Consider the following 23,676-nt stretch of genomic DNA (forward strand, 5'->3'; position numbering starts at 1 on the left):
GAAATATTTTTATCTAGCAAATCCGATTGGTGAAAATGCTGCATAGGTTAGGATAACCACGACAACTAATATACTTGCGACAAGTTTTGTATGTTTCCAAGGTTCAATATTTACTTTCGTATCAAAAGAATTTAAAACAAATTCGCCATCTGGTTTTATTTTAGAAACTACTATTAAAATAAGAATGTCTAAGAAGAAGAGCAGGCTTAAGACATATAAAAAATGGATATCTTTCAAAAGTACTTTTGATAGCGCATACAAAACAATATGGATAGCAATTGTCATTTTTGCTCCAAAAGCAGTTGCTTTTTTGGAATAAAACGCAAAAAGTATAATCACTAACAATGGCATATTGTATAATCCATTAAACTCTTGAACAAATTGGTACAATCCAGCTGGTGCAAAAGAAATAAACGGTGCAACGATAATTGAAATAATCCCTACAATAACTGTAACTGTTTTTCCCGCACGAGCAATTTGTTTGTCATCTGCTTTCTTATTGATAATTGGTTTGTAAAAATCTAGCGAAAACAGAGTCGAGGTTGCATTTAAAGCCCCCGCAAAGGAAGATAAAATTGCCCCAAAAATAACTGCAGCAAAAATGCCGAAAAGCATTTTTGGTAAAACTTCAGTTACTAAATATGGATATGCGTTATCAGGATTGGACATCAACGCATCCCCAAAAAGATTTCTTGCAACAATTCCTGGAAATACTAAGAATAATGCGCCAAACACTTTGAAAATCCCCACTAAAAAAGCCCCTTTTTGTGCTTCTGCTAAATTTTTTCCTGAAAGTGCTTTTTGAACAATCATCTGATTGGTACACCAGAAATACAAATTATTAAACAACATCCCTGTAAATAATGTTGGCCATGGTACAACAGCAGAATCAATTGGACCTACAGAGTTCAGTAACCATGGTGTGTTTTCAACAACCTGTTCAATCCCACCAATAAAACTGCCATCACCCAGTTTCATTAAACCTAGTATTGGAACCAACAAACCACAAACCAATAAACCAACGCCATAAATCGAATCGCTATTGGCACTTAAAGATAGGCCGCCAATCAGCAGATAAAGAATCCCAACAATACCAATCACCATCGCCACAAGAATGATTGCGACAATAGGTTCGACACCCAACAGCTCATCAATATGAAAAATCTTATTGAATACTAGTGACCCAGAATAAAGAACTACTGGTAAAAAAGAAATCATATAGGTAACAATAAACAAGATTGAAATAATTCGTTTTGTAACTGTATCATAACGAATTTCAATGAAATCTGAAACCGTATTAATACCGTATTTAAAATATTTTGGTAAAAAAATGACTGCCAATGCGACAATTGCAATTGCAGCAGTTACTTCCCAAGCCATAACTTCCATTCCTGCATGATAGCTTTGACCGTTTTGTCCAACAATTTGCTCTGTGGATAGGTTGGTCATAATAATTGTCCCAGCAATCGGTAAGGCTGTTAAGCTTCGGCCACCCATGAAGAAACCTTCTGATCCAGAAGTATCTACACTTCTGGATCGAGAATAGGCAAAAATCCATACGCAGATGACAATTACTAGGAAACTGATTATTGAAAATAGATTCATTGTCTAGCTCCTTCTCGATTAAATTAAAGATCGGTGACCTTTCGGATATAGTTTCGCGCTTTGACGGCATATTCAAACGGATTGGCTTTGGCCGGATCTTGTTCCGCTTCAACCACAAGCCAACCTTCATAGCCACTCTCATCGATTGCTGACCAAATTGGTTTGAAATCAATCATACCATCCCCAGGGACTGTAAAGACGCCTTTTTTCACGGCCTTTAAGAAGCTATCTTCTTCTGTTCTGACTTCCTCTGCCATTTGTTGGCGAATATCTTTGAAGTGAATGTGTTTAATCCGGTCTTGATAGCGCTGATAGATTGCGATTGGATCTTCTCCTGAGAAGACAAGATGGCCAGTGTCAAACAATAATTTAACTTTTGTCGGATCCGTCATTTTCATTAATCGATTGATTTCTTCAGTCGTTTGGACTCCTGTCCCCATATGGTGATGGTAAACAATCTCCATACCTTTTTCATGTGCCAAGTCTCCTAGTTTTTCTAATCCTTCAGCTAGTTTTTGCCACTCTTCATCAGAAAAAATTGGTTTCTCATTAAAAACAGGAGCCGTCATAATTCCTTGTATGCTGTGTCCTTGTTCAGCCACAACAATAACCTTAGCATCCATTGCATGTAAGAAATCTCGATGTTTTTTGAAGTCTTCCGCGGTTTCTTCGAAAGATTTTGTTGTTAAAAATGTACTAAACCAGGCACTCGCTACTTTTAGTCCACGAATATCTAAATATTGTTTTAAAACCTGTGGATCTTTTGGATACTTATTGCCAATCTCCGTACCTGTGAATCCAGCTAGCGCCATCTCACTAACGCATTGTTCAAACGTATTTTCGCTTCCTAGCTCTGGCATATCATCATTTGTCCATGCAATCGGCGCAATAGCTAGTTGAATTTGTTTCGCCATTATGTCACTCTCCTACTTCATTTATAGTTGTACCAAACGATTCGTATCAAATGATTCTTGACAAGCTAATGCAATTTTTGTTGATTGTAGACCATCTTCTGCATTAACTGCTGGTTGACGTTTTTCTTGAATACAGGAAATAAATTCTTGTGCTTCTCGAATGAACGCTTCTCTAAATCTTTCTGGAAAGTTTTGAGAGCAAGGTCGCACAATCCCTTGATTATTCATAACAGTCACTAAATTTTTTTCAGGTACTTGCGCTACTCGTAATATCCCTTTGGTGCCCATGATTTCTGTTTCGACATGGTAACCATGTGTAGCATTTCTTCCAGCAACTAGTAAAGCCATTGTTTTATCTTTAAGACTCATCATAGCTGCTCCGGTTTCCAATTCACCGACTTGATCTAATTCTGGATATGCAGCATTTTTACCAATTGCCCAAACTTGTTCTACCTCTTGACCAGTAAACCAACGAACCAAATCAATATCGTGAATCGCCATATCTAGAAATAAACCGCCACTATCATTGTTCATTGCAAACTTAACGAAGCTTTCCAGTCCATCACTCGGATCAATTCCATAACAACGGATTAACGTGACTTCCCCAATTTCCCCGTCTTCTACCATTTTTTTCGCATACTGATAAGATTCATCGTAACGGCGCATGAAACCTAACATAAATACTTGCTCGGGATATTTTTCAATAACCTCTTGTGTTTTTTTTATGTCCTCAATTTCAATTCCCAATGGTTTTTCAGTAAATACGTGTTTCCCATTTTCCATAGCTAAACGGACTTGTTCACAGTGGAATCCTGAAGGTGAAACAATAAAAACGGCATCAATTACAGCGCTTTGAACCATTTCTTCATAACTAGAAAACGTATACTTAACACCTAACTCCTTCTGTGCAAATGCTAATTCTGATTCAACTAAACTACAGGCGGCCGTAAGCTCACAGCCACTAACAGCAGAAGATAAATTTTTTGCGTGTACCTTGCCTAATCTACCTAGTCCTACGATTCCTACTCTAATATTTTCCACAAAACCCCTCCTTTTTTTAAGAATTATTTGGTATATAACGCTGGTTGTTCATCTATTTCAATCATTACTTTTTCCCCTGACTCACGAGATTCATGACAAGCCATCATTGTGATTGCTGCCACGTAGCCATCCCAAGCAGTTGGACCAACAAGTTTATCGTTTTTAATTGAATCAACCCATAACTTAAATTCGTAATCATACGCATCTAAAAAACGCGTTTGCCAGTCGGGCGAAATTGGTGTGTAATTTTTCTCCGCAGCTTTAATTTTGGTATAGGCTGGATCCGTCATTCCGACTTCTGCCGTTTCAAAAACTACGTCACACTTAATGTCGTAGCCAAAACGACAATTAACAAAAATTTCTAAATCAATTGTTACACCTGATTTCGTCTGGAAAATCAGTAATTGAGGATCATGTAAATCTGCATGTGTATGACTGGTTTTCTTTGGTAAAATCATTTGCACTGAAGCATAATCTTCGGCTAATAGCCAACGAAGAACATCAATTTCATGGATTGCAGTATTACTGATTGCCATTGGCGTCTTATAATTTTCATCAGCGCTTGGATTTCTATGCGCACAATGGAGCATCAGAGCTTCACCATACTGTTTTGATTCAATTGCTTCTTTCAACTCAATGTAGCCACGATCGTATCGACGCATGAAGCCCACCTGTACCAATTTTTTACCATAAGCGACTTCTGCATCTACAATTCGGCGACATCCTGCGGCATCCATTGCTAATGGTTTTTCGCAGAATACGTATTTTCCATGCTTGATTGCTTCCAAGACATATTTTTCGTGTGTTGGGTCCCAGGAAGTAACAACAACAACTTCCACTTCTTCAGAAGCAATTAATTCTTCGCCTGTTTTGAAAAATTGAGCCCCAATCTCCTCAGCAATTTTGCTTGCCGCTTCAACATTAATATCTGATACTGCTGTTACAAAAGCGCCTTGTGTCTTGTGATTAATTCTGTTAATATGTTCGATTCCAATCGCCCCTGTACCAATTACGCCTACTTTTACTTTCAATTATTTGTCCTCCGATTTCTTTATTTTATGCGTATTATGTATACGCTTACAATTTTATTTAGTCAATCATTATTTTCAGAAAGTCATGTCTTATATTTGTACTAATAAAAGATACTTTCACCGCTTTAATCATAGAATCCTCGAAGCTCCTTTGACAGAGCTTCGAAGTAAAACTAGTTTATTTCGCTAGGAGCGTATCGAGCAGTTACAACTTTTCGATGTGTATAAAATTCTACACTGTCTTTTCCATTGGCGTGTAAGTCACCATAGAAAGAGTGTTTCCAGCCGGAAAAAGCAAACCAAGCCATTGGTGCTGGTACACCTAAATTGATGCCTAACATTCCTGCATCAACATTCTCTCTAAAGTAACGGATAGCTGAAGCATTACTCGTATAGAGGCATGAACCGTTAGCAAATTCTGATTGATTGGTCAGTGTAACTGCTGCTTCTAGATTTTTCACTCGAACAATTGAGGCAACGGGTGCAAAAATTTCATCTTGCCAAATCTTCATGTCCATCGTGACACGATCAAAGATCGTAGGTCCCACGAAGTAGCCTTTTTCAGGAATATTTTCACGGCCATCTAACAATAAGTCCGCTCCTTCATCAATACCTTTTTGAATGTAATCAAATGTTCGTTGCTGCGCCTCTTTTCGAATCACGGGGCCTAAAAAGACTCCTTCTTCCAGACCATTTCCAATTTTTATCGTCTGTGCTGCAGCCTTAAATTTTTCAACGAATTGATCTGCAATAGTTTCTTCTACAACGATCACCGAAGCGGCCATACAGCGTTCACCGGCTGATCCAAAAGAGCCACCGATAATGTCTTTTACTGCACGATCAAGGTTGGCATCTTTTAAAACGATGACATGATTTTTTGCGCCAGTTAATGCCTGGACTCGTTTCAGATTTTTTGTTCCTTCTTTATAGACATATTCACCAACATTTTTTGAACCTACAAAGCTAATTCCTTTTACTAATGGATCACGCAATAAAGTATTAACAACATCGTGTGCCCCATAGACAACATTAAAGACGCCACTTGGAAATCCTGCTTCTTCTATTAATTCAACAATTTTTTCCATCAATAATGGCGTTTTTTCGGAAGGCTTCAGCACCACCGTATTCCCTGCTGCTAACGCCATTGGGAAAATCCAAAACGGTACCATCATCGGAAAATTGAAAGGAGTAATTCCCCCAACAACACCGATGGGATAACGGTAATTGGTAATTTCAATATCTGTAGCCGCTGTGGATAGAGAATCACCCATTATTAAATTCGTAATGCCCGCTGCATGCTCGACATTTTCAATCCCTCGCTGAACCTCACCTAATGATTCTGACAAAGATTTTCCATTTTCAAGCGTAATTAATCGTGCTAGCTCTTCTTTATTCGTCATCAATAAATGATGCAATTTGAAAAGATAGCGGCCACGAACTGGAACACTTACTTTTTTCCATGTTTGAAAAGCCTCATCCGCTACTCTGATTGCTTCTGCAGTTTCTGCTTCACTAGATAATGGAACATTTACTAATGCTTCTTCTGTTGCCGGATTGACCACTTCTTCAAATTCAGTGGCTGCACTTGTTACCCAGCGGCCACCTATATAATTCTTTAAAAATCGAGTCATTTATTTTCCTCCTAAAAAAGTCTACTTATTTTTTTGTTTCTAATTGTTAGTCAATTCGTTCCGATTTAAAATCCACTCGTGTTTTTTCTCGTTATGAAACTTCCAAATTCGTTCAGGTCCTGCCATCACATTTAAATAATAAGAGGTGTAGCCATCTGGCACGCCGACAGGATGATATCCCTTAGGTACCTCCACAACATTTTGATGCTCTACAGTCATCGTTTCATCTATAGAACCATCCTCTGTATATACTCGTTGGAAAACAAATCCTTGCTCTGGATTCAGCTCATGATAATACGTCTCTTCTAAATAAGATTCGTCAGGTAAATTTTCTTGGTCATGTTTGTGTGGTGGATAGCTAGAAAAGTTACCACCTTCAGTGTAGACTTCAACCACCAACAAACTACTGGCAGTATCGACATTGTCTGGTAAAATGTTATGCACTAGTCGTTTATTCTGATATATCCCTCGTTTTTCAACCGTATTTTCCTCAGCGGTAATCACGTGCACTGGTAACGTTTTTTTAGCTGGCGAATAACAAAGGGCCAAACGAACAGTATCAGAAGTTGCTATTAGTTCAAACGACGTTTTTGCTGGGATATAGATACTATCTGTCGGAATTTTTTCAAAAACAGAGGTTCGTTTACCTAAATTCTCGTACCATTTATCGCCCACCTTAACATTGATTTTGCCAGTTAATACGACGATACAAACTTCCAGTTCATTACCAGCTTCTTGATACATTGCTCCATTATCTAATTCAAGAACTTGAAACTCAATATACTGTAAATCAGTGTTGTTTTTTCGAATATTTTGAACTTGTCGAACACCGGGAGCTAGTTCTTTTATCAACGGTTGATGTTTCAATGTTTTTTTCAATTCATTCGCTCCTAACTTTTTGGTTGTATAACGAATACCTAATATTTCCTAGCAGTTGCAAGTTTTTCTTTTTTAACTTGGTATGCTTCTTGAATCGCTGGTTTTTCTGATACTTCAGCAACACCGACATTCCACCAACTACCATCGTAACCAGCAGTCATCGTTTTAGGAAGAACATTTATTTCAATCAATGTCGATTGCGTTTGGTTTTTCGCGTCGACAATCGCCTGTTTTAGTTCTTCAATCGAATGGACTTGATACGCTTTGGCACCATATCCTTCAGCGATTTTAGCATAATTGATATTCATAATTTCGCCTTTTGTATTTCTAAATTCCGTCCCTTGACTTACGCCGCCATTCTCCATTTGCAGATTATTAATGCATCCGAACCCAGAATTATTGAACAGAACAATATTGATTTTTTTGTCATATTGTAATGCAGAGACCAGTTCGCTATGCAACATCAAAAAACTACCGTCACCGACTAATGCGTAAACCTCTTGATTAGGATTAGCAAGCCGTACCCCCATTGCACCAGCAATTTCATAGCCCATACAAGAATAGCCATACTCTAAATGATAAGTATTTTCCTTTACAGGATTCCACAATCGTTGCATATCTCCTGGTAATGACCCTGCCGAACCAATCACAATCGCATCATCTTCGACAAAATCATTCAGATGAACGAAAACCTCTGTTTGTGTCAGAGTTGTATTCAAAGAATCAGCATAATCATTTAAAATATCCTGTGTAAAGTGGTTTTTGATTTCCGGATCAAAATCTTTCCGTTTAAAATGAGTTGTTTTTAATCGCTCCCGCTCTTTCACCCATTCGTTCTTCAGTTCAGTGATTTTTTCACCATAAGCCGTCCGATATCCTTCAATCATTGGCAGAATTCCTTCTAAGGTTGCTCGAGCATCTCCCACAATTTGAAACGCTTCCATTTTGTAAGTCTGTGGTCGACTTACGTTAATATTTATCATTTTTGATTGTTCAAAATTAAAAATACTTTTTGATGCAGTGGTAAAATCCGTATAACGCGTGCCAATTCCAATAATCAAATCCGCTTGCTGAACAGCTTTATTAGCAGCCGAGGTACCTAAAATTCCCAAGCCTCCAAGATTATTTTCAAATTCCCATGAAACAGTTGATTTACCAGCATGTGTTTCAACCAAAGGTATCTGATGAACTTGAGAAATTTTCTGAAGGCTCTCACCTGCTTCTGAATACTTGCAACCGCCCCCCACAATAATTACTGGGTGTTTACTATCCTTTATCAAGTGACTAGCTGTTTCAAGCTCACGAATTGTCGGCATCCGTCGATCGATATAATGAACTCTTTTTCTAAAAAACTCTACTGGATAATCATAGGCTTCTGACTCAACATCTTGTGGCAAACAAATGGTGGCAGGTCCTGTAGTTGCAGGATTGGTCATAACTTCAAATGCCCGTAGCAATGCTGACATCAGCTGTTCTGGCCGATTAATACGATCCCAATAGCGAGAAACCGCTTGGAAAGCATCGTTGGTAGAAAAGGTTACACTTGATTCATGTTCCAACTGCTGTAATACGGGATCTGGTTGCCGAGTAGCAAACGTATCTGCTGGCAGAAACAATACAGGTATATTATTAGCGAAGGCGGTTCCAGCAGCAGTCAATAAATTAGCAGAACCTGGACCAGCAGACGCTGAAACTGCGAATATTTTCTTACGTAAACTTTGTCTAGCAAAAGCGATAGCAGCATGAGCCATCCCTTGTTCGTTTTTTCCACTGTAACTTTTTAAATGTCCCGGAGCTTGTTCCAACGCTTGACCAATCCCTAAAACATTCCCATGACCATATACATGAAAGATTCCTTCCACATAAGGTGTTTCTTTTCCATCAATGCTGATATATTGTTGATTCAAAAATTTTAATAATGCTTGTGCTGTCGTTAAACGAATCGTCTTTTCCATTTTATCCACCTTAAATCCTGGCGATCATTTCGCCGTATATTTCCTTCTCCAGTTTAATGAACTCTTTTACTTCTTGTGTCGTTGGTAAAGAATCTGAGCAATTGTTACTTTTGACCATCATCGAAGCTTCCGCTGAGCCAAACTCCAAGCAATCGATAATTTCCCAACCTTCAAATAAACCATATAAAAATCCAGCAGCATAGCCATCACCGCCACCAAATCCCTTGCGTGCCTCCACTGGAAATGGTTTAATTGAAAACTGTTGATGATCTGCTGTATAAGCTGTTGAGCCTTTCATCCCGTGTTTAATAACGACTATTTGAGCGCCACAATTATGCCAAAAAGCAGCGCTTTCATTATCTGTCATATTTGGTTGAATCAATCTTTCAGTTAAATCAAATTCTTCTCTCGAGCCCATAATAATATCTGATTCTTTCGCAACTATTGAATAATAAATAGCGATTTCATCCACATTTTTCCAATTGTATTCTCGATAGTCGATATCAAAAATAATTTTGACGTTGTTTTTTTTCGCTAACATCACAGCTTTTAACACGGCTTCTCTTGAAGGGCTTTCCGCCAAAGCAGTCCCTGAAATTAATAAGGCTTTTGAACGTTTCAAATAATCTTCATCGATATCTTCGACACTTAGTTGTAAATCCGCAGCTTGGTTCCGATACATTAAAATACTACTTTCTTTAGGCGATAGCATTTCTGTAAAAGTCAGACCCAACTTTTCGCCATGCTGCGCTTTACTTATCTGAGAAGTATCAATGCCTTGCTCATTAAAATAATCAATAACATATTCTCCGAACTGGTCATCGGATACTTTCCCAATGAAGCCAGCTTTCATCCCATGTTTGGTGATACCCACGGAAATATTTGCAGGAGACCCTCCCACAAACTTTTCAAACATATGAACATTTTTTAAAGGCTTAAATTCTTCTTTAACTTGCTCATTATAGGCAGGGTTAAAATCGATAGCCACTCTACCTAAAAGAACTAGATCAAATTCTTTTGATTGATCAAAGCTAATATAACTCATAGATCCACCTCTTCTTCGTTCTTCTATTATTTACAAACGAATTATAGCACGCTTTCAAAATGCGTGCAACATTAAATTTGCACATAATTTTTGCGTGCATTTTAAAAGAACGCAAAAAAAGAAGCATGAATTGCTTTACAGCAAGATTCACACTTCTTTTAAAGATTATATTTTGTTTTAATAATGATATCTGTAAATAACATCTCTTCTGTCATAAATTTATTATTCTGTAGTTGATTCGCTAATAATAGCAAAGAACGATAACCCTGCGTAAAACCATCTTGATCAATTAGAAAGTCAACTTGATTTTTTTTCAGCATCTCGATATTTTTCTCAGTTAAATCATAGATAATCACATACGGTCTGTCTTTACCTGCCCTTTTTTTCAACACACGAGCAATTCCTGCTTGACCTCCTGAAAACACAACGACGCCTTTTAAATTAGTATAGTTCTCTAATGTGTCACTTAAAATCTTTTCGACTTCATCGCTCGAATCAAAACTGCTTTGAACACCTGTTAATTTCAATTGTGGAAATGACTGTTTCAATTCTTCAACAAAACCAGCAACTCGTAAACTATTCACACTATTTCCAAAATATCCAGTAATAGCTAGGACATCTCCCTCTCCTTTTGTCAACATTCCTAATAATCCAGCAGCTGTCTTCCCGCTTTTAAAGTTATCCATTCCGACAAAGCATTGACGTTTACTACCAACAATGTCCGAATTGAATGTGATAACCTTAATGCCTTGTTCCGTAAGCTGATTGATTTTTTCCCTAATCGCCACGCTATCAACTGGCATGATGGCAATTCCTTTTACACCAAGTCCTAACAAGCGTTCAAGTGCCTGTAACTGCGCCGCTTCATCGACCCCGTCTATTTCCTCTAAAAAGCAATCGATATTTCTTTTTTTTAGATCGCCTATAACTGCTTGTAAACCTGATCGAATTGGAATCATAAAAGAAGATTTTGCCAATTGTGTCACAACACCTAATTTGATTGGTTCTTCTTTGGCCATCTTTTTTTTCTTCGGAACATAGTTCATTTCTTTCGCTATTGTTTTAATTTTTTCAGCAACCTCAGGATTGATTCGGCCGCGATTATTCAATGCTCGATCCACAGTTCCCCTAGATACTCCTGCTTTTTCAGCAATTTCTTTTATTGTTCCAGCCATTTGTTCTCTCCTTATTTACTTGATTTGCAAAATTATTTTGATTAATTATAAGCTTTCGTATGTATATTCTATCACAATATAAAAAAGCACGCAATTTTGCGTGTTTTATTTTAAAATGTAATTTACTTTAATTTATATTTTCAAAAAAAAAGCACCTCAGCTCAGACTGAGGTACTTTTTTGATAAGTTATTTTTTCTGATCATCTTCATCCATCTTCAGAACCGCCATAAAGGCTTCTTGAGGAACTTCCACGGATCCAATTTGTTTCATCCGTTTCTTCCCTTCTTTTTGTTTCTCTAACAATTTACGTTTACGAGAAACATCTCCACCATAGCATTTAGCCAGTACGTTTTTGCGTAAGGCTTTAATATCTGAACGAGCCACAATTTTTTGACCAATCGCCGCTTGAACCGGGACTTCAAACTGTTGACGTGGAATTAGTTTTTTCAGTTTCTCAACAATCGCTTTACCACGCTCAAATGCGAAATCTCGGTGAACAATAAAGCTTAACGCATCCACTTTTTCAGCATTTAATAGAATATCCATTTTCACTAGGCGGCTGGTACGATAGCCAGCCATTTCGTAATCTAAGGATGCATAGCCTTTTGTACTTGATTTCAATTTATCGAAAAAGTCAAACACGATTTCAGATAACGGAATTTCATAAACTACGTTTACACGATAATCGTCTAAGTAATCCATTGTAATGAATTCGCCACGTTTACGTTGTGATAATTCCATTACTGCTCCTACATAATCGTTTGGCACCATGATTTGCGCTTTAACATAAGGTTCTTCCACAGATTCAATCGTTACTGGTTCTGGAAATTCAGCTGGGTTGTCAACAACAACGGTTGTTCCGTCAGTTTTATTAACGTGATAGATTACGGACGGTGCTGTTGTAATTAACTCTAAATTAAATTCTCGTTCCAAACGTTCCTGAACAACATCCATGTGCAGCAAACCTAAGAAACCACAACGGAAACCAAACCCTAAAGCTTGCGATGTTTCTGGTTCAAATTGTAACGCCGCATCATTTAATTGTAATTTTTCTAATGCTTCCCGTAAATCATTGTAGCGCGACGTATCAATTGGATATAAGCCACAATAAACCATTGGATTCATTTTGCGATAGCCTGGTAGTGCTTCTGCTGCTGGATTGTCGGCCAAAGTCACTGTATCCCCGACCCGTGTATCTTGAACCGTTTTAATGCTAGCGGTGATATAGCCCACATCACCAACCATTAAATAATCACGAGCGATTGGTTTCGGTGAAAAAACGCCGACTTCTGTTACATCAAACGTTTTACCGTTACTCATCATTTGGATTTTATCCCCAGGACGAACGACACCGTCAATTACACGGATGTTTAAAACGACCCCCCGATAACTATCGTAAATAGAGTCAAAAATCAAAGCCTTTAAAGGAGCCTCAATATCGCCTGATGGAGCTGGTACATACTCCACCACTTGTTCTAAAATATCTTCAATCCCAATCCCTGCTTTTGCACTTGCTAAAACAGCTTCCGATGCATCAATTCCAATTACGTCTTCAATCTCTGTCCGAACACGCTCTGGATCAGCGGCGGGTAAATCAATTTTATTAATAACAGGTAAAATTTCTAAGTCATTATCCAATGCCAAATAGACATTTGCTAGCGTTTGCGCTTCAATTCCTTGCGCCGCATCAACAACTAGAACAGCCCCTTCACAAGCTGCCAAGCTACGAGAAACTTCGTAGGTGAAATCGACGTGCCCTGGTGTGTCAATCAAATGGAAAGTATAGGTTTCACCATCTTTGGCTGTATAGTTTAATTCAATTGCGTTCAATTTGATGGTAATGCCGCGTTCTCTCTCTAAATCCATTGAATCAAGTAATTGATCTTGCATTTCTCGACTGCTGACTGTATTTGTTTTTTCCAAAATCCGGTCGGCTAAAGTTGACTTCCCATGGTCAATGTGGGCAATGATCGAGAAATTACGAATTTTCTCTTGTCTTGCTTTCATTTCTTTATTGTTCATTTTTTGCCTCATTTCTTTTAAGAAAAGCTAGCTCCCTGCTAGCTTCATCAATCAATTGTTATATTTTAGTTGCCTTTTTTATCAAATTATCATGTTTAAAGGTCTAGGATAATCAGCACTTTTCATTATACCAATTTTTGAAGAAGATTTAAAGCACTTCCCTTTTATTCTTTTGGTTTCGAAAGGCTAACAGAGTTTCGAAAAATTTGGTATACTAAAAACAGTAAATTTATTGGAGATGGAAAAATGGATGAACAAGAATTTCGAAAGCAACTGACCTTAAAGCCTGTTGAGGAAGAACACATTGATCAATTTAATGAACTTCTTTCCTATGTTTTTCAAGTGACTGAAGCAGATATTGAAGAAAGTGGTTTTGAAAACAAACGCGCATTTATCAAATCAAAACAACCGATTTTAGAACTTTCAAAAGTATTTGGCTGGTTTCACGAAAATCAATTAATTTCACAAATTGCTATCTATCCATGCGAAGTCAATATCCATGGCGCTTTGTATAAAATGGGCGGCGTTACTGGTGTCGGTACCTATCCTGAATATGCCAACCACGGCTTAATGAAAGACTTGATTCAAACGGCATTAGAAGAAATGCGCCAAGATAAACAGTGGATTTCTTATCTTTTCCCTTACAACATTCCTTATTACCGACGTAAAGGTTGGGAAATCATGTCCGACAAGTTATCTTTTAAAATTCGGGATACACAATTACCAAAAACCGTTCCAGTTCCAGGAATGATTGAACGATTAGCTGTCGATCACCCAGATGTCTTTGATGTCTATGCGCGATTCGCTCGTCAAAATCACGGCGCGCTCATTCGTAGTGCCTTCAACTGGGAAGAATATTGGCGTTTCGAAAACGAGGAAGAACGGACTGCTGCTGTCTATTATGGTGCCAATCAAGAACCTTTAGGAGTACTTTTCTATTGGGTGGCCGATGAGGTATTTCATATTAAGGAAATGTTTTACTTGAACCAAGAAGCCCGAAATGGCTTGTGGAATTTTATTACTGCGCATTTTTCGATGGTTTATTGGGTCAAGGGCGATATCTATAAAAATGAACCACTAGCCTTTCTTTTAGAAGACAGCCAAATTAAAGAAAGCATTGAGCCCTATTATATGGCTCGAATTGTTGATGTCAAAGCCTTTTTAGAAAACTTTCCTTTTGAAAGTACGGCTAAGCCCTTCCATTTTGTCGTTAAAGATCCTGTTGCTGAGTGGAATAATGGTATTTTTGGCTTAATTTGGGATGAAAATGATCAAGTAACCATTACGGATGAACCTCTAGGCACCGCCGTTCACTTAGATATTCAAACACTAACTTGTTTAGTCATGAATTACCGACGCCCTTCGTACTTACATCGAATTGAGCGCATTGATACAGATAAAGAAACTTTAAATTCTTTGGAACGGATTTTTCCTGACCAAGAAGCTTATTTCAGTGATTATTTCTAAACCCTTGGATTGGAGACAGACAAATGACAAAAATTTATTTTGCAGGACCTTTATTTTCGCAAGCTGACTTACGTTATAATGCCTATTTAGTCGAACAAATTCGACAATTGGATAAAACAATCGATCTTTATTTACCACAAGAAAATGCGGCGATTAACGACAAATCTGCTTATGCCGATAGTAAAATGATTGCCTTAGCAGATACAGAAAATGTCCTTGCTAGCGACTTATTAGTTGCTTTATTAGACGGTCCAACCATTGATGCGGGCGTAGCTTCCGAAATTGGTGTTGCTTATGCCAAAGGAATTCCGGTGGTTGCCCTTTACACAGACAGCCGCCAACAAGGTGCTGATAATCACCAAAAGCTTGACGCTTTGAGCGAAGTCGCTGAAAATCAATTCCATTATTTAAACCTTTATACAGTTGGTTTGATTAAATTAAATGGTCGGGTTGTTTCTTCAGAAGAGGATTTGTTGGAAGAAATTAAGCAACGATTGTCATAATAAAAAAAGAACGAGCGAATTCGCTCGTTCTTTTTTTATACTTCTTCTATCGGTTCATTTTCAAAAACTAATTGATTGTCTAATAGACTAATCGTGACTTTTGTTTTTGGCATTACTCGACCAGAAACAATTTCTTTTGCTAATGGTGTTTCGACTTCGCGAGTAATGAAACGTTTTAACGGACGAGCTCCATAAGCTGGCTCATACCCATTTTCAGCAATCCATGTTTTAGCTTCATCAGTGATTTCCAACACAATTTCTTGTTGCTCTAAACGATGAGCAAGTTGTGCGGTCATTTTACCAATGATTCCTTTCACATTATCCAAGCTTAATGGTGTAAATAAAATAGTATCATCAATTCTGTTTAAGAACTCTGGTTTAAAGTGTCCTTTCAGAATATTCATGACTTGATTTTCAACTTCTTCTGGAATTGTTCCTTCAGGTGTCACACCTTCCAATAAAAGCTGAGAACCGATATTGCTTGTCATAATTAAAACTGTATTTTTAAAATCAACGACCCGACCTTTAGAATCTGTCAAACGACCATCATCTAAAACTTGTAATAAGATATTAAAGACATCTGGGTGCGCTTTTTCAATTTCGTCTAATAAGACAATTGTATAAGGGTTTCGACGAACAGCTTCTGTTAACTGGCCACCTTCTTCATAACCAATATAGCCTGGAGGGGCACCAACCAAACGAGACACGGCATGTTTTTCCATGTATTCACTCATGTCAATCCGTACCATATGATCTTCAGAATCAAACAAATCTTCAGCTAAAGCTTTAGCAAGTTCTGTTTTACCAACACCAGTTGGTCCTAGGAAAAGGAACGAACCAAGTGGGCGATTTGGATCTTGTAAGCCTGCTCTTGAACGAATCACCGCATCACTAACAGCATCGACGGCTTCGTCTTGACCAATCACACGTTTGTGTAATGTTTCATTCAGTTTCATTAATTTTTCTCGTTCGCCTTCAACTAATTTTGTCACAGGAATACCGGTTAAACGACCGACCACTTGCGCAATTTCGTTTTCAGTAACCGATTCTTGTACCATTTTGACGTTATCTTTAGCGTTCTTTTCTTCCAATTCTTTCAATTCATGTTCTAATTGCGGAATTGTTCCATGACGCAAAACAGCAGCTCGTTCTAAATCATAATTATTTTCAGCATCTTCTAATTCGTGTTTTGCTTTATCAATCTCTGCACGTTTATTGGAAACCGCATTAACTTCTTCTTTTTCCGTTTCCCATTGCATTTTCATTGAGTTGGCTTCTTCACGCAAATCTGCTAATTCTTCTTGCAAGTTGGCTAACCGTTTTTTACTTGCATCATCTGATTCTTTTTTCAAGGCCGCTTCTTCAATTTCTAGTTGCATTAACCGACGTGTTACTTGATCGAGCTCTGTTGGCATCGAATTCATTTCCACTCGAATCGTTGCGCTTGCTTCATCGACTAAGTCAATCGCTTTATCTGGTAAGAAACGATCAGTAATATAGCGATCGGATAAAGTAGCGGCAGCAACTAAAGCATTGTCATGAATATTCACGCCGTGGTGAATTTCAAATCGTTCTTTTAAGCCACGCAAAATAGAAATTGTATCTTCTACTGTTGGTTCTTTGACTAATACTTTTTGGAAACGACGTTCTAAGGCTTTATCTTTTTCCATATATTGGCGATATTCATCAAGCGTTGTGGCACCGATTAAATGCAATTCACCACGTGCTAGCATCGGTTTTAATAAATTCCCGGCGTCCATACTGCCTTCAGTTTTACCAGCTCCGACGATATTATGAATTTCATCAATGAATAAAATGATTTTGCCATCACTTTTTTTCACTTCTTTTAAAACAGCTTTTAACCGTTCTTCAAATTCGCCACGGAATTTTGCTCCCGCAATTAAGGCACCCATATCTAAAGAAAAAATGGTTTTATCTTTTAAGTTTTCGGGAACATCTTTACGAACGATTCGTTGTGCTAATCCTTCAACAATCGCTGTTTTACCAACACCTGGTTCACCAATTAAGACTGGATTATTTTTAGTTTTTCTTGATAAAATCCGAATAACGTCACGAATTTCTTCGTCACGACCAATGATTGGATCTTGTTTTCCTGCTTTTACTTGTTGTACTAAGTCAACACCGTATTTTTCTAGTGCTTTATATTGTTCTTCCTGGTTTTGAGAAGTCACACGATCTCCTCCTCTCATCTCTTCAATATTTTTTCTTAACTCTTTTTCCGTAATGCCTTGTTGCATTAAATATTTTGTTAAACGATAATTTTTCAATTTCATTAAAGCTAAAAGTACAATTTCGGTTGATAAAAATTCATCTTGGAATTCTTCTCGAAGTGAATCAGCTTCTTGCAATAAATGGAACAAATTTTGACTTAAATTTTGACCATATTGCACATTACCGCCTGCCACACTTGGATATTCATCTAACGCGTTATCTACTTCTCGTTCAAATGCGTCAACATCTAAACCAGCATCTGTGTAAAAATTACGTCCAAAATGGTTTGGTTGAAGAAAAATTTTCCATAAATGTGCGATATCAATTTCTTGATGTTGCCGTGTCACCGCAACTTTTTGAGCTTCAGCAATCGCCTCTTGAAGCGTGGTTGTCATTTTTTCAATATTCATAAACGATCCCTCCCGTTTATTATTTTGTCTTTTTTATTTTAACATTCTTTACAATTATTATTATCCGACTTTTGATGGATTTCTTCAAAAGTTAAGGTATTCGTAAACCTTATAAATTTATTATACCCCATTGGTCAGTAAAGGTCAATAAATAAATTGACCTTTTTTGACCTTTTTTTGATAAAAAAAACCTAAAACAACTAAATATCACTGTTTTAGGGCTTTTTTCGCAATCACAACTAGTTTGACCAACTCTTTATTGCTTTGATTTATTAAAAATAAAGTTTTAACGTAAGATACTTTTTATCGGCATAGCTAACCAAAATAGCCAAACTGGTTATCGCTAAAAATAATTCGTACTCATAACCACTAAAACCACTTGCCAAACCAAAAGAAAAAATAGCTCCGACTAAAACTGCTATGAATCCTACTGATACCAAAGGAATTAAAAAGCCAATAATCATAAATAATCCACCAATTAATTCAATTGCTGCTACACCATAAACAAAAAGACTTGGCAAACCAATACTAGCAAAAAACGCTAAAGTATCTTCCAATGACGTTACTTTCATCACTCCATGAATTAGCATCGTCACCCCTAGCCAAATTCTAATCACTTGAATGCCTCGCTGTTGTTTATCCATACTTCTCCTCCTTTGTTTTCATTAAATAGTTAATGTAACTATTTAAGTTACATTATAAAGGATAAATCGAAAAAAGTATAGAAAAAAACAAACGTATTTAACAATACGTTTGTTTTTTAATCCTTCAGTTTATAACATTATAAGAGAAAAGCGAGAAGAATCATCCTTCTTCTCGCTTTCTTTTTATCCTAAACCAACACGTTCAAAAATCGTGTCAACATTTTTTAAATGATAATGGTAATCAAAGGCATCATCTAGCTCTTCTTTTGATAAGACAGATGTAATTTTTTCATCCGCATCTAGCAACGGACGGAACGCCGTTTGATGATCCCATGCGTAAGCTGTTTTTGGTTGAACCAGATCATACGCTTCTTCACGTGTCATGCCATGATCAATCAATTTTAACAAGACACGTTGGCTATAAATTAGTCCATAGGTCGCATCCATGTTACGCTTCATATTTTCTGGGAAGACCGTTAAGTTTTTGACAATATTACCAAAACGATTCAACATGTAATTTAGTAAAATCGTCGTATCGGGAATAATAATCCGTTCAGCAGACGAGTGAGAAATATCTCGTTCATGCCATAAACTCACATTTTCAAAGGCAGTAATGACATGACCACGAATCACACGTGCCAAACCAGTCATATTTTCAGAACCAATTGGATTCCGTTTATGCGGCATTGCCGAAGATCCTTTTTGTCCTTTTGCAAAAAATTCTTCTACTTCACGTGTTTCTGATTTTTGTAGACCACGAATTTCTGTTGCAAATTTTTCAATACTTGTCGCAATTAATGCCATGGCAGAAACATATTCTGCATGTAAATCACGTGGTAAAACTTGTGTCGAAATCTCTTGAGCACGGATCCCCAAATGTTCGCAAACATATTCTTCAACAAATGGTGAAATATTGGCAAAGGTACCTACGGCTCCACTGATTTTACCCGCTTCGACACCTTTGGCTGCATGTTCAAAACGTTCAATGTTGCGTTTCATTTCAGAATACCACAACGCTAATTTCAAACCAAATGTAGTCGGTTCTGCATGAACACCATGCGTTCTTCCCATCATGACCGTATGTTTATACTCTTTGGCTTTGGCTCCGACAATCTCCGTAAATGTTTGTAAATCTTTCCGTAAAATATCATTCGCCTGTTTCAATAGATAACCATAGGCAGTATCCACAACATCTGTGCTGGTTAACCCATAGTGCACCCATTTTCGCTCTTCACCAAGCGTTTCTGAAACGGCACGGGTAAAAGCGACAACATCATGACGTGTTTCTGCTTCAATTTCTAAAATACGTGCAACATCAAATGATGCATTTTCTCGGATTTTTTGTACATCTTCTTTAGGAATTTCGCCAAGTTCTGCCCAAGCTTCATCCGCCAAAATTTCAACTTCTAGCCATGCCTTGTAGCGATTCTCATCTGTCCAAATTGCGCCCATTTCGGGTCTTGTATAACGATCAATCATTGTGCCTTATCCCCTCTTTACTCCTCAATTTTTGAAAAATAATTACGACCAAATCTTTGTTTCTTTAATTTCTTCCAGTGTTTCATCGATTTCTTTGGTTAATATAGTAATATGCCCCATCGCTCGTTGCGCTTTTGCTTCACTGTGGCCATAATAGTGGAAATGCCAATCTGGATGTTCATTAATAATGTCCATCGTTTCATAGGCCTCATTTCCAAGCACATTGACCGTGACTGCTTCAGACAACAGTTGAATCGTTGGCATTGGCCAATTACATAAACCACGAATATGCGTATCATATTGGCTAAAAGAACAAGCATCTATTGAAAAATTCCCAGCATCTTCTGGACGAGGTAAAATTTTATTTACATAAATCCCGCCTGTTTCTGTATAAAACATTTCAATTGAAAGGGTGCCGACTAAACCAACTGCTTTAGCAATCACCTTAGCAATTCGTTGCAACTCACCACTGACTTCGTCATCAATTCGGGCTGGTGCAATCGTTTCATGTAGCTTACGCTCTTTTTTAATTGTTTCCACAACTGGAAATGTCGCAAATTCGCCACGACCATTACCAGAAATCAGAACAGATAATTCTTTTTCGTAAGGAATCCAAGCTTCCAAGACACAGGTTCCTTCTCTCAGAAGATTCATGGATGGCGCTAAGTCTGAAGTACTATGTAGTACATAACGACCTTCCCCTCGCGTATTCTTCAAGATACACGGATAACCAATGCCATCAATTGCTTCTTGAATATCAGTCGGACTAACAATCGTTGCATAAGGTGCAATCACAATATTATTATCTTCCAAGAAACTTTTTTCCATTAAGCGATCTTGCGTAATCGCTAAAATGTCTGTTCCTTGTGGTATATTCGCTAAATGTTGAATCGCTGTTAACGCATCAACATCTGCATGTTCAAATTCATACGTAATCACTTGGGCACGTTTTGCCAATTTCTCTAACGCTTCAGGATCATTATATGCTCCTAATAATTGCCAATCGGCAACTTGTGCAGCAGGACAATCAATTTGTGGATCTAGCACACCCACTCGAAACCCCATTTCTCTTGCACTAAGGGCCATCATTTTTGCTAAATGTCCGCCACCAATGATACCAATCACTTGACCAGGTAATAGTGGTTTATCCAAGTTCATCACAACTTTCCATCACAGTTTTATCCTTAAAATCCTTCTGCGGTTTCTCGTCGCAGTCTAGCCTTTAAGAGTGCTCTTTTTACATGATACAAGGAAAAAGGCTCAACTTCAAGTGCCAGCAGTGTTTCCCTTAGGTTTTCTCATCAGAATTTATTAACATACTTTAGGATAAAACAGCGGTAACTTACTACTCGTCTCTTTGTAACCAAGCTTTTTTCTCTTTTTCTCTTCAGATTGATGAAAACATTAAATTTTTCTAAACGATGATGAGGTCAAAAAAGTATGAAAGAAAAGCCACCTGACCTTATCTATCATACTTTTTTGAAACTATTCGTTACTTTCTGAGGTTTCTTTTAAACCATTGAATAAAAGATTTAAAATAATTGCGGTAATGCTGCTCATGACAATTCCATTACCAGTAAACATGCTAACAGTTTCTGGTACTTTATTAAAGAGCGTCGGCATAATATTAAAGCCTAAACCAAAGCCAATTGAGATGGCAATAATTAATAAATTTTTGTCATTTGAGTAGTCAACTTTTGACAACATGCGCATTCCTTGGACAGCCACCATTCCAAACATAACCAGCATTCCGCCGCCTAAAACTGGCTCTGGGATAATTTGGGCCATCGCACCAATTTTTGGTAATAAGCCTAAAATAATTAAGAAAAAAGCAGAAAAATAAATTGGTCGACGTGTTTTGATCCCAGATAATTGAACTAACCCGACATTTTGAGAGAAACCTGTATAAGGAAACGTATTAAAAATCCCCCCTAAAATGACGGCTAAACCTTCTGCATGATACCCACGACGTAAATCATCTTCGCCAATTTTCTTCCCTGTAATATCTCCTAAGGCAAAATAAACACCTGTTGATTCAACCATACTAACAATTGAAATAATAATCATCAACACAATAGAAGAAAGATCAAACGTTGGTTTGCCAAAATAAAATGGCTGTGGAAAATGAAACCACGTAGCTTGACCAACAGGAGACAAATCCACTAATCCCAGAAACGCAGCTAAAATTGTGCCACCGACTAGGCCGATTAACACGGCAATTGACTTGATAAAGCCACGTCCCCAAACTTGCACAACAATGATTAAGGCAATTGTTACAAATGCGAGTAGCAAGTTTTTAGGATCACCAAAACTTTTGTCCGTTGCTAAGCCGCCACCCATTTTTTCAACAGCAACAGGAATTAAGGTCAAACCAATAACTGTAATGACTGTGCCGGTGACTAAAGGCGGAAATAGACGTTTAATTTTTGAGAAAAATCCTGCAATAAGAACGACAAAAATGCCCGAAGCAATAATTGAACCGTAAATTGCACCAACCCCTTTGTTCGTACCAATCATGATTAAAGGCGCAACTGCTTGAATGGCACAACCTAAAACGACTGGCAAGCCAATCCCAAAAAACTTATTCACCGTTAATTGTAAAAGTGTCGCAACGCCGCACATAAAAATATCGATTGAAATCAAATACGTCATTTGTTGCGAATCAAAATTCAAGCCGGTTCCGATTAATAAAGGTACGGCAACTGCTCCAGCATACATCGCTAATAAATGTTGCAATCCTAAAACGGCGGCTTTCCCATTTGGTGTTTCCGTCTGTTGTGGTGTATTCAATTGTTTTGTTTCCAAGATTATGCGTCCTCCTCTAAAAACGTCACCGTTCCTTCACTTAATGAAGCGATACGTGCTAAAGAGACTACATTTAAGCCCATGTCTTCTAATAACTGACGACCATCTTGGAATGATTTTTCAATTACGATACCAATTCCTTCAACCTTTGCACCAGCCTGTTGGCATAATTCTACCAATCCTTTAGCAGCTTGTCCGTTAGCTAAAAAGTCATCAATAATCAACACTTTATCAGCATCAGATAAAAATTTTCTTGAAATTGAAATTTGACTTGTCACTTGTTTTGTAAATGAATAAACTGAAGCCGTTAAAAGCTCTTCATCCATGGTTAAACTTTTTGCCTTACGAGCGAAGATCATTGGCACGCCTAATTTTTGCGCTGCGTATAAGGCAGGAGCGATTCCTGATGCTTCAATTGTAATTACTTTGGTAATGCCTGCTTCTGCGAAAACCTCAGCAAAACGATTACCCATAGCCTCCATTAATTCTGGATCCACTTGGTGCGTAATAAAACTATCTACTTTTAAAACACCATCACCTAATACACGGCCATCATTTTTAATACGTTCGACTAATTCCTTCACAATATGAACTCCTTTACTTATTTTTCGATAGATGCTTTGTTCTCATCCTGAGGAAAGGACGGTTCGTTAAAAACGAACGAAATAAAACAAAGTGCTATTTATATTCGTGTTCTAACAAAAGAAAAAACCCATTTTGCCAAAGCAAAAAAGGGCTATCCGCTCTTCTTCACTTATAGACCAGCATTTACGGTGCTGGGTAGAGACGGTCAACCGTATTTTGACCTTATACAAGCTTCTATGTTTCTCTAGGATA

General features: G+C 37.7%; 18 protein-coding genes and 1 riboswitch. Of the genes, 2 read left to right on the forward strand and 16 right to left on the reverse strand.

The features are described from left to right. Nucleotides 1–9: 9 nt before the first annotated feature. The 10 genes from IGK72_RS09275 to lepA all read right to left on the reverse strand — a co-directional run bounded on the left by IGK72_RS09275 (nucleotide 10) and on the right by lepA (nucleotide 13,299). Nucleotides 10–1,605 (reverse strand): solute:sodium symporter family transporter, encoded by a 1,596-nt coding sequence (locus tag IGK72_RS09275; RefSeq protein WP_080120134.1) that lies wholly within the window; start codon nucleotides 1,603–1,605, stop codon nucleotides 10–12. Nucleotides 1,606–1,628: 23 nt separating this feature from the next. After that, a complete protein-coding gene (gene iolE / locus IGK72_RS09280; RefSeq protein ID WP_023894487.1) occupies nucleotides 1,629–2,519 on the reverse strand; it encodes a myo-inosose-2 dehydratase in 891 nt (296 codons plus the stop codon). Between the two features lie 21 nt (nucleotides 2,520–2,540). Next, on the reverse strand, nucleotides 2,541–3,560 hold the full coding sequence (gene iolG / locus IGK72_RS09285; RefSeq protein WP_002384270.1) for an inositol 2-dehydrogenase: 1,020 nt from the start codon (nucleotides 3,558–3,560) through the stop codon (nucleotides 2,541–2,543). A gap of 23 nt (nucleotides 3,561–3,583) precedes the next feature. Next, a complete protein-coding gene (locus IGK72_RS09290; RefSeq protein ID WP_002364407.1) occupies nucleotides 3,584–4,591 on the reverse strand; it encodes a Gfo/Idh/MocA family protein in 1,008 nt (335 codons plus the stop codon). A 173-nt stretch (nucleotides 4,592–4,764) separates the two neighbouring features. After that, nucleotides 4,765–6,222: a CoA-acylating methylmalonate-semialdehyde dehydrogenase gene (locus IGK72_RS09295; RefSeq protein ID WP_002370405.1), complete on the reverse strand. Its 1,458-nt coding sequence runs from the start codon at nucleotides 6,220–6,222 to the stop codon at nucleotides 4,765–4,767. 39 nt (nucleotides 6,223–6,261) lie between these two features. Then, nucleotides 6,262–7,101, reverse strand: coding sequence for a 5-deoxy-glucuronate isomerase (gene iolB / locus IGK72_RS09300; protein WP_016617551.1), 840 nt, complete (start codon nucleotides 7,099–7,101; stop codon nucleotides 6,262–6,264). Nucleotides 7,102–7,139: 38 nt separating this feature from the next. Then, nucleotides 7,140–9,056 carry a 3D-(3,5/4)-trihydroxycyclohexane-1,2-dione acylhydrolase (decyclizing) gene (iolD, locus tag IGK72_RS09305; protein ID WP_010823010.1) on the reverse strand — a complete coding sequence of 639 codons (1,917 nt, stop codon included), beginning with the start codon at nucleotides 9,054–9,056 and terminating at the stop codon, nucleotides 7,140–7,142. 10 nt (nucleotides 9,057–9,066) lie between these two features. Then, entirely contained in the window at nucleotides 9,067–10,101 is a 1,035-nt protein-coding gene (iolC, locus tag IGK72_RS09310; protein WP_023894486.1) for a 5-dehydro-2-deoxygluconokinase, read from the reverse strand. 158 nt (nucleotides 10,102–10,259) lie between these two features. Next, on the reverse strand, nucleotides 10,260–11,276 hold the full coding sequence (locus IGK72_RS09315) for a LacI family DNA-binding transcriptional regulator (RefSeq protein ID WP_002388286.1): 1,017 nt from the start codon (nucleotides 11,274–11,276) through the stop codon (nucleotides 10,260–10,262). 187 nt (nucleotides 11,277–11,463) lie between these two features. After that, nucleotides 11,464–13,299 (reverse strand): translation elongation factor 4, encoded by a 1,836-nt coding sequence (gene lepA / locus IGK72_RS09320; RefSeq protein ID WP_002362155.1) that lies wholly within the window; start codon nucleotides 13,297–13,299, stop codon nucleotides 11,464–11,466. Nucleotides 13,300–13,545: 246 nt separating this feature from the next. Here lepA and IGK72_RS09325 point away from each other — a divergent pair, with 246 nt between their 5' ends. Further along, nucleotides 13,546–14,766, forward strand: coding sequence for a GNAT family N-acetyltransferase (locus tag IGK72_RS09325; protein WP_002356813.1), 1,221 nt, complete (start codon nucleotides 13,546–13,548; stop codon nucleotides 14,764–14,766). Between the two features lie 23 nt (nucleotides 14,767–14,789). Next, nucleotides 14,790–15,269: a nucleoside 2-deoxyribosyltransferase gene (locus IGK72_RS09330; RefSeq protein WP_002362885.1), complete on the forward strand. Its 480-nt coding sequence runs from the start codon at nucleotides 14,790–14,792 to the stop codon at nucleotides 15,267–15,269. Nucleotides 15,270–15,304: 35 nt separating this feature from the next. On the opposite strand, the gene clpB is transcribed toward IGK72_RS09330, so the two are convergent. The 6 genes from clpB to IGK72_RS09360 form a co-directional block, all read right to left on the reverse strand. Next, nucleotides 15,305–17,911, reverse strand: coding sequence for an ATP-dependent chaperone ClpB (gene clpB, locus IGK72_RS09335; protein WP_002362158.1), 2,607 nt, complete (start codon nucleotides 17,909–17,911; stop codon nucleotides 15,305–15,307). Nucleotides 17,912–18,183: 272 nt separating this feature from the next. After that, the gene (locus IGK72_RS09340) at nucleotides 18,184–18,555 is read right to left on the reverse strand and encodes a DoxX family protein (RefSeq protein ID WP_002359784.1); all 372 of its coding nucleotides are present in this window, start codon (nucleotides 18,553–18,555) and stop codon (nucleotides 18,184–18,186) included. A gap of 183 nt (nucleotides 18,556–18,738) precedes the next feature. Continuing rightward, complete coding sequence (gene purB / locus IGK72_RS09345) at nucleotides 18,739–20,034, reverse strand: adenylosuccinate lyase (protein ID WP_002356808.1); 1,296 nt, start codon at nucleotides 20,032–20,034, stop codon at nucleotides 18,739–18,741. Nucleotides 20,035–20,076: 42 nt separating this feature from the next. Next, nucleotides 20,077–21,192, reverse strand: a complete 1,116-nt coding sequence (gene purK, locus IGK72_RS09350) for a 5-(carboxyamino)imidazole ribonucleotide synthase (protein WP_002382795.1) — start codon at nucleotides 21,190–21,192, stop codon at nucleotides 20,077–20,079. A 327-nt stretch (nucleotides 21,193–21,519) separates the two neighbouring features. Continuing rightward, the gene (locus tag IGK72_RS09355; RefSeq protein ID WP_002382793.1) at nucleotides 21,520–22,839 is read right to left on the reverse strand and encodes a nucleobase:cation symporter-2 family protein; all 1,320 of its coding nucleotides are present in this window, start codon (nucleotides 22,837–22,839) and stop codon (nucleotides 21,520–21,522) included. A gap of 2 nt (nucleotides 22,840–22,841) precedes the next feature. Beyond that, on the reverse strand, nucleotides 22,842–23,423 hold the full coding sequence (locus IGK72_RS09360) for a xanthine phosphoribosyltransferase (RefSeq protein WP_023894484.1): 582 nt from the start codon (nucleotides 23,421–23,423) through the stop codon (nucleotides 22,842–22,844). 153 nt (nucleotides 23,424–23,576) lie between these two features. Next, nucleotides 23,577–23,674, reverse strand: a riboswitch (purine riboswitch). Nucleotides 23,675–23,676: the final 2 nt, after the last annotated feature.

The organism is Enterococcus sp. DIV0183, from assembly GCF_050541505.1.
Lineage (GTDB): Bacteria > Bacillota > Bacilli > Lactobacillales > Enterococcaceae > Enterococcus > Enterococcus faecalis.

What these genes read in the sequence shown, in the direction of transcription:
- IGK72_RS09295 (WP_002370405.1), bottom strand. Translation starts at nt 6,222, where the DNA reads ATGACTCGATTTTTAAAGAATTATATAGGTGGCCGCTGGGTAACAAGT.
- iolD (WP_010823010.1), bottom strand. Translation starts at nt 9,056, where the DNA reads ATGGAAAAGACGATTCGTTTAACGACAGCACAAGCATTATTAAAATTT.
- IGK72_RS09340 (WP_002359784.1), bottom strand. Translation starts at nt 18,555, where the DNA reads ATGGATAAACAACAGCGAGGCATTCAAGTGATTAGAATTTGGCTAGGG.
- purB (WP_002356808.1), bottom strand. Translation starts at nt 20,034, where the DNA reads ATGATTGATCGTTATACAAGACCCGAAATGGGCGCAATTTGGACAGAT.
- IGK72_RS09275 (WP_080120134.1), bottom strand. Translation starts at nt 1,605, where the DNA reads ATGAATCTATTTTCAATAATCAGTTTCCTAGTAATTGTCATCTGCGTA.
- IGK72_RS09315 (WP_002388286.1), bottom strand. Translation starts at nt 11,276, where the DNA reads ATGGCTGGAACAATAAAAGAAATTGCTGAAAAAGCAGGAGTATCTAGG.
- clpB (WP_002362158.1), bottom strand. Translation starts at nt 17,911, where the DNA reads ATGAATATTGAAAAAATGACAACCACGCTTCAAGAGGCGATTGCTGAA.
- IGK72_RS09330 (WP_002362885.1), top strand. Translation starts at nt 14,790, where the DNA reads ATGACAAAAATTTATTTTGCAGGACCTTTATTTTCGCAAGCTGACTTA.
- iolE (WP_023894487.1), bottom strand. Translation starts at nt 2,519, where the DNA reads ATGGCGAAACAAATTCAACTAGCTATTGCGCCGATTGCATGGACAAAT.
- lepA (WP_002362155.1), bottom strand. Translation starts at nt 13,299, where the DNA reads ATGAACAATAAAGAAATGAAAGCAAGACAAGAGAAAATTCGTAATTTC.
- iolC (WP_023894486.1), bottom strand. Translation starts at nt 10,101, where the DNA reads ATGAGTTATATTAGCTTTGATCAATCAAAAGAATTTGATCTAGTTCTT.
- purK (WP_002382795.1), bottom strand. Translation starts at nt 21,192, where the DNA reads ATGAACTTGGATAAACCACTATTACCTGGTCAAGTGATTGGTATCATT.
- IGK72_RS09325 (WP_002356813.1), top strand. Translation starts at nt 13,546, where the DNA reads ATGGATGAACAAGAATTTCGAAAGCAACTGACCTTAAAGCCTGTTGAG.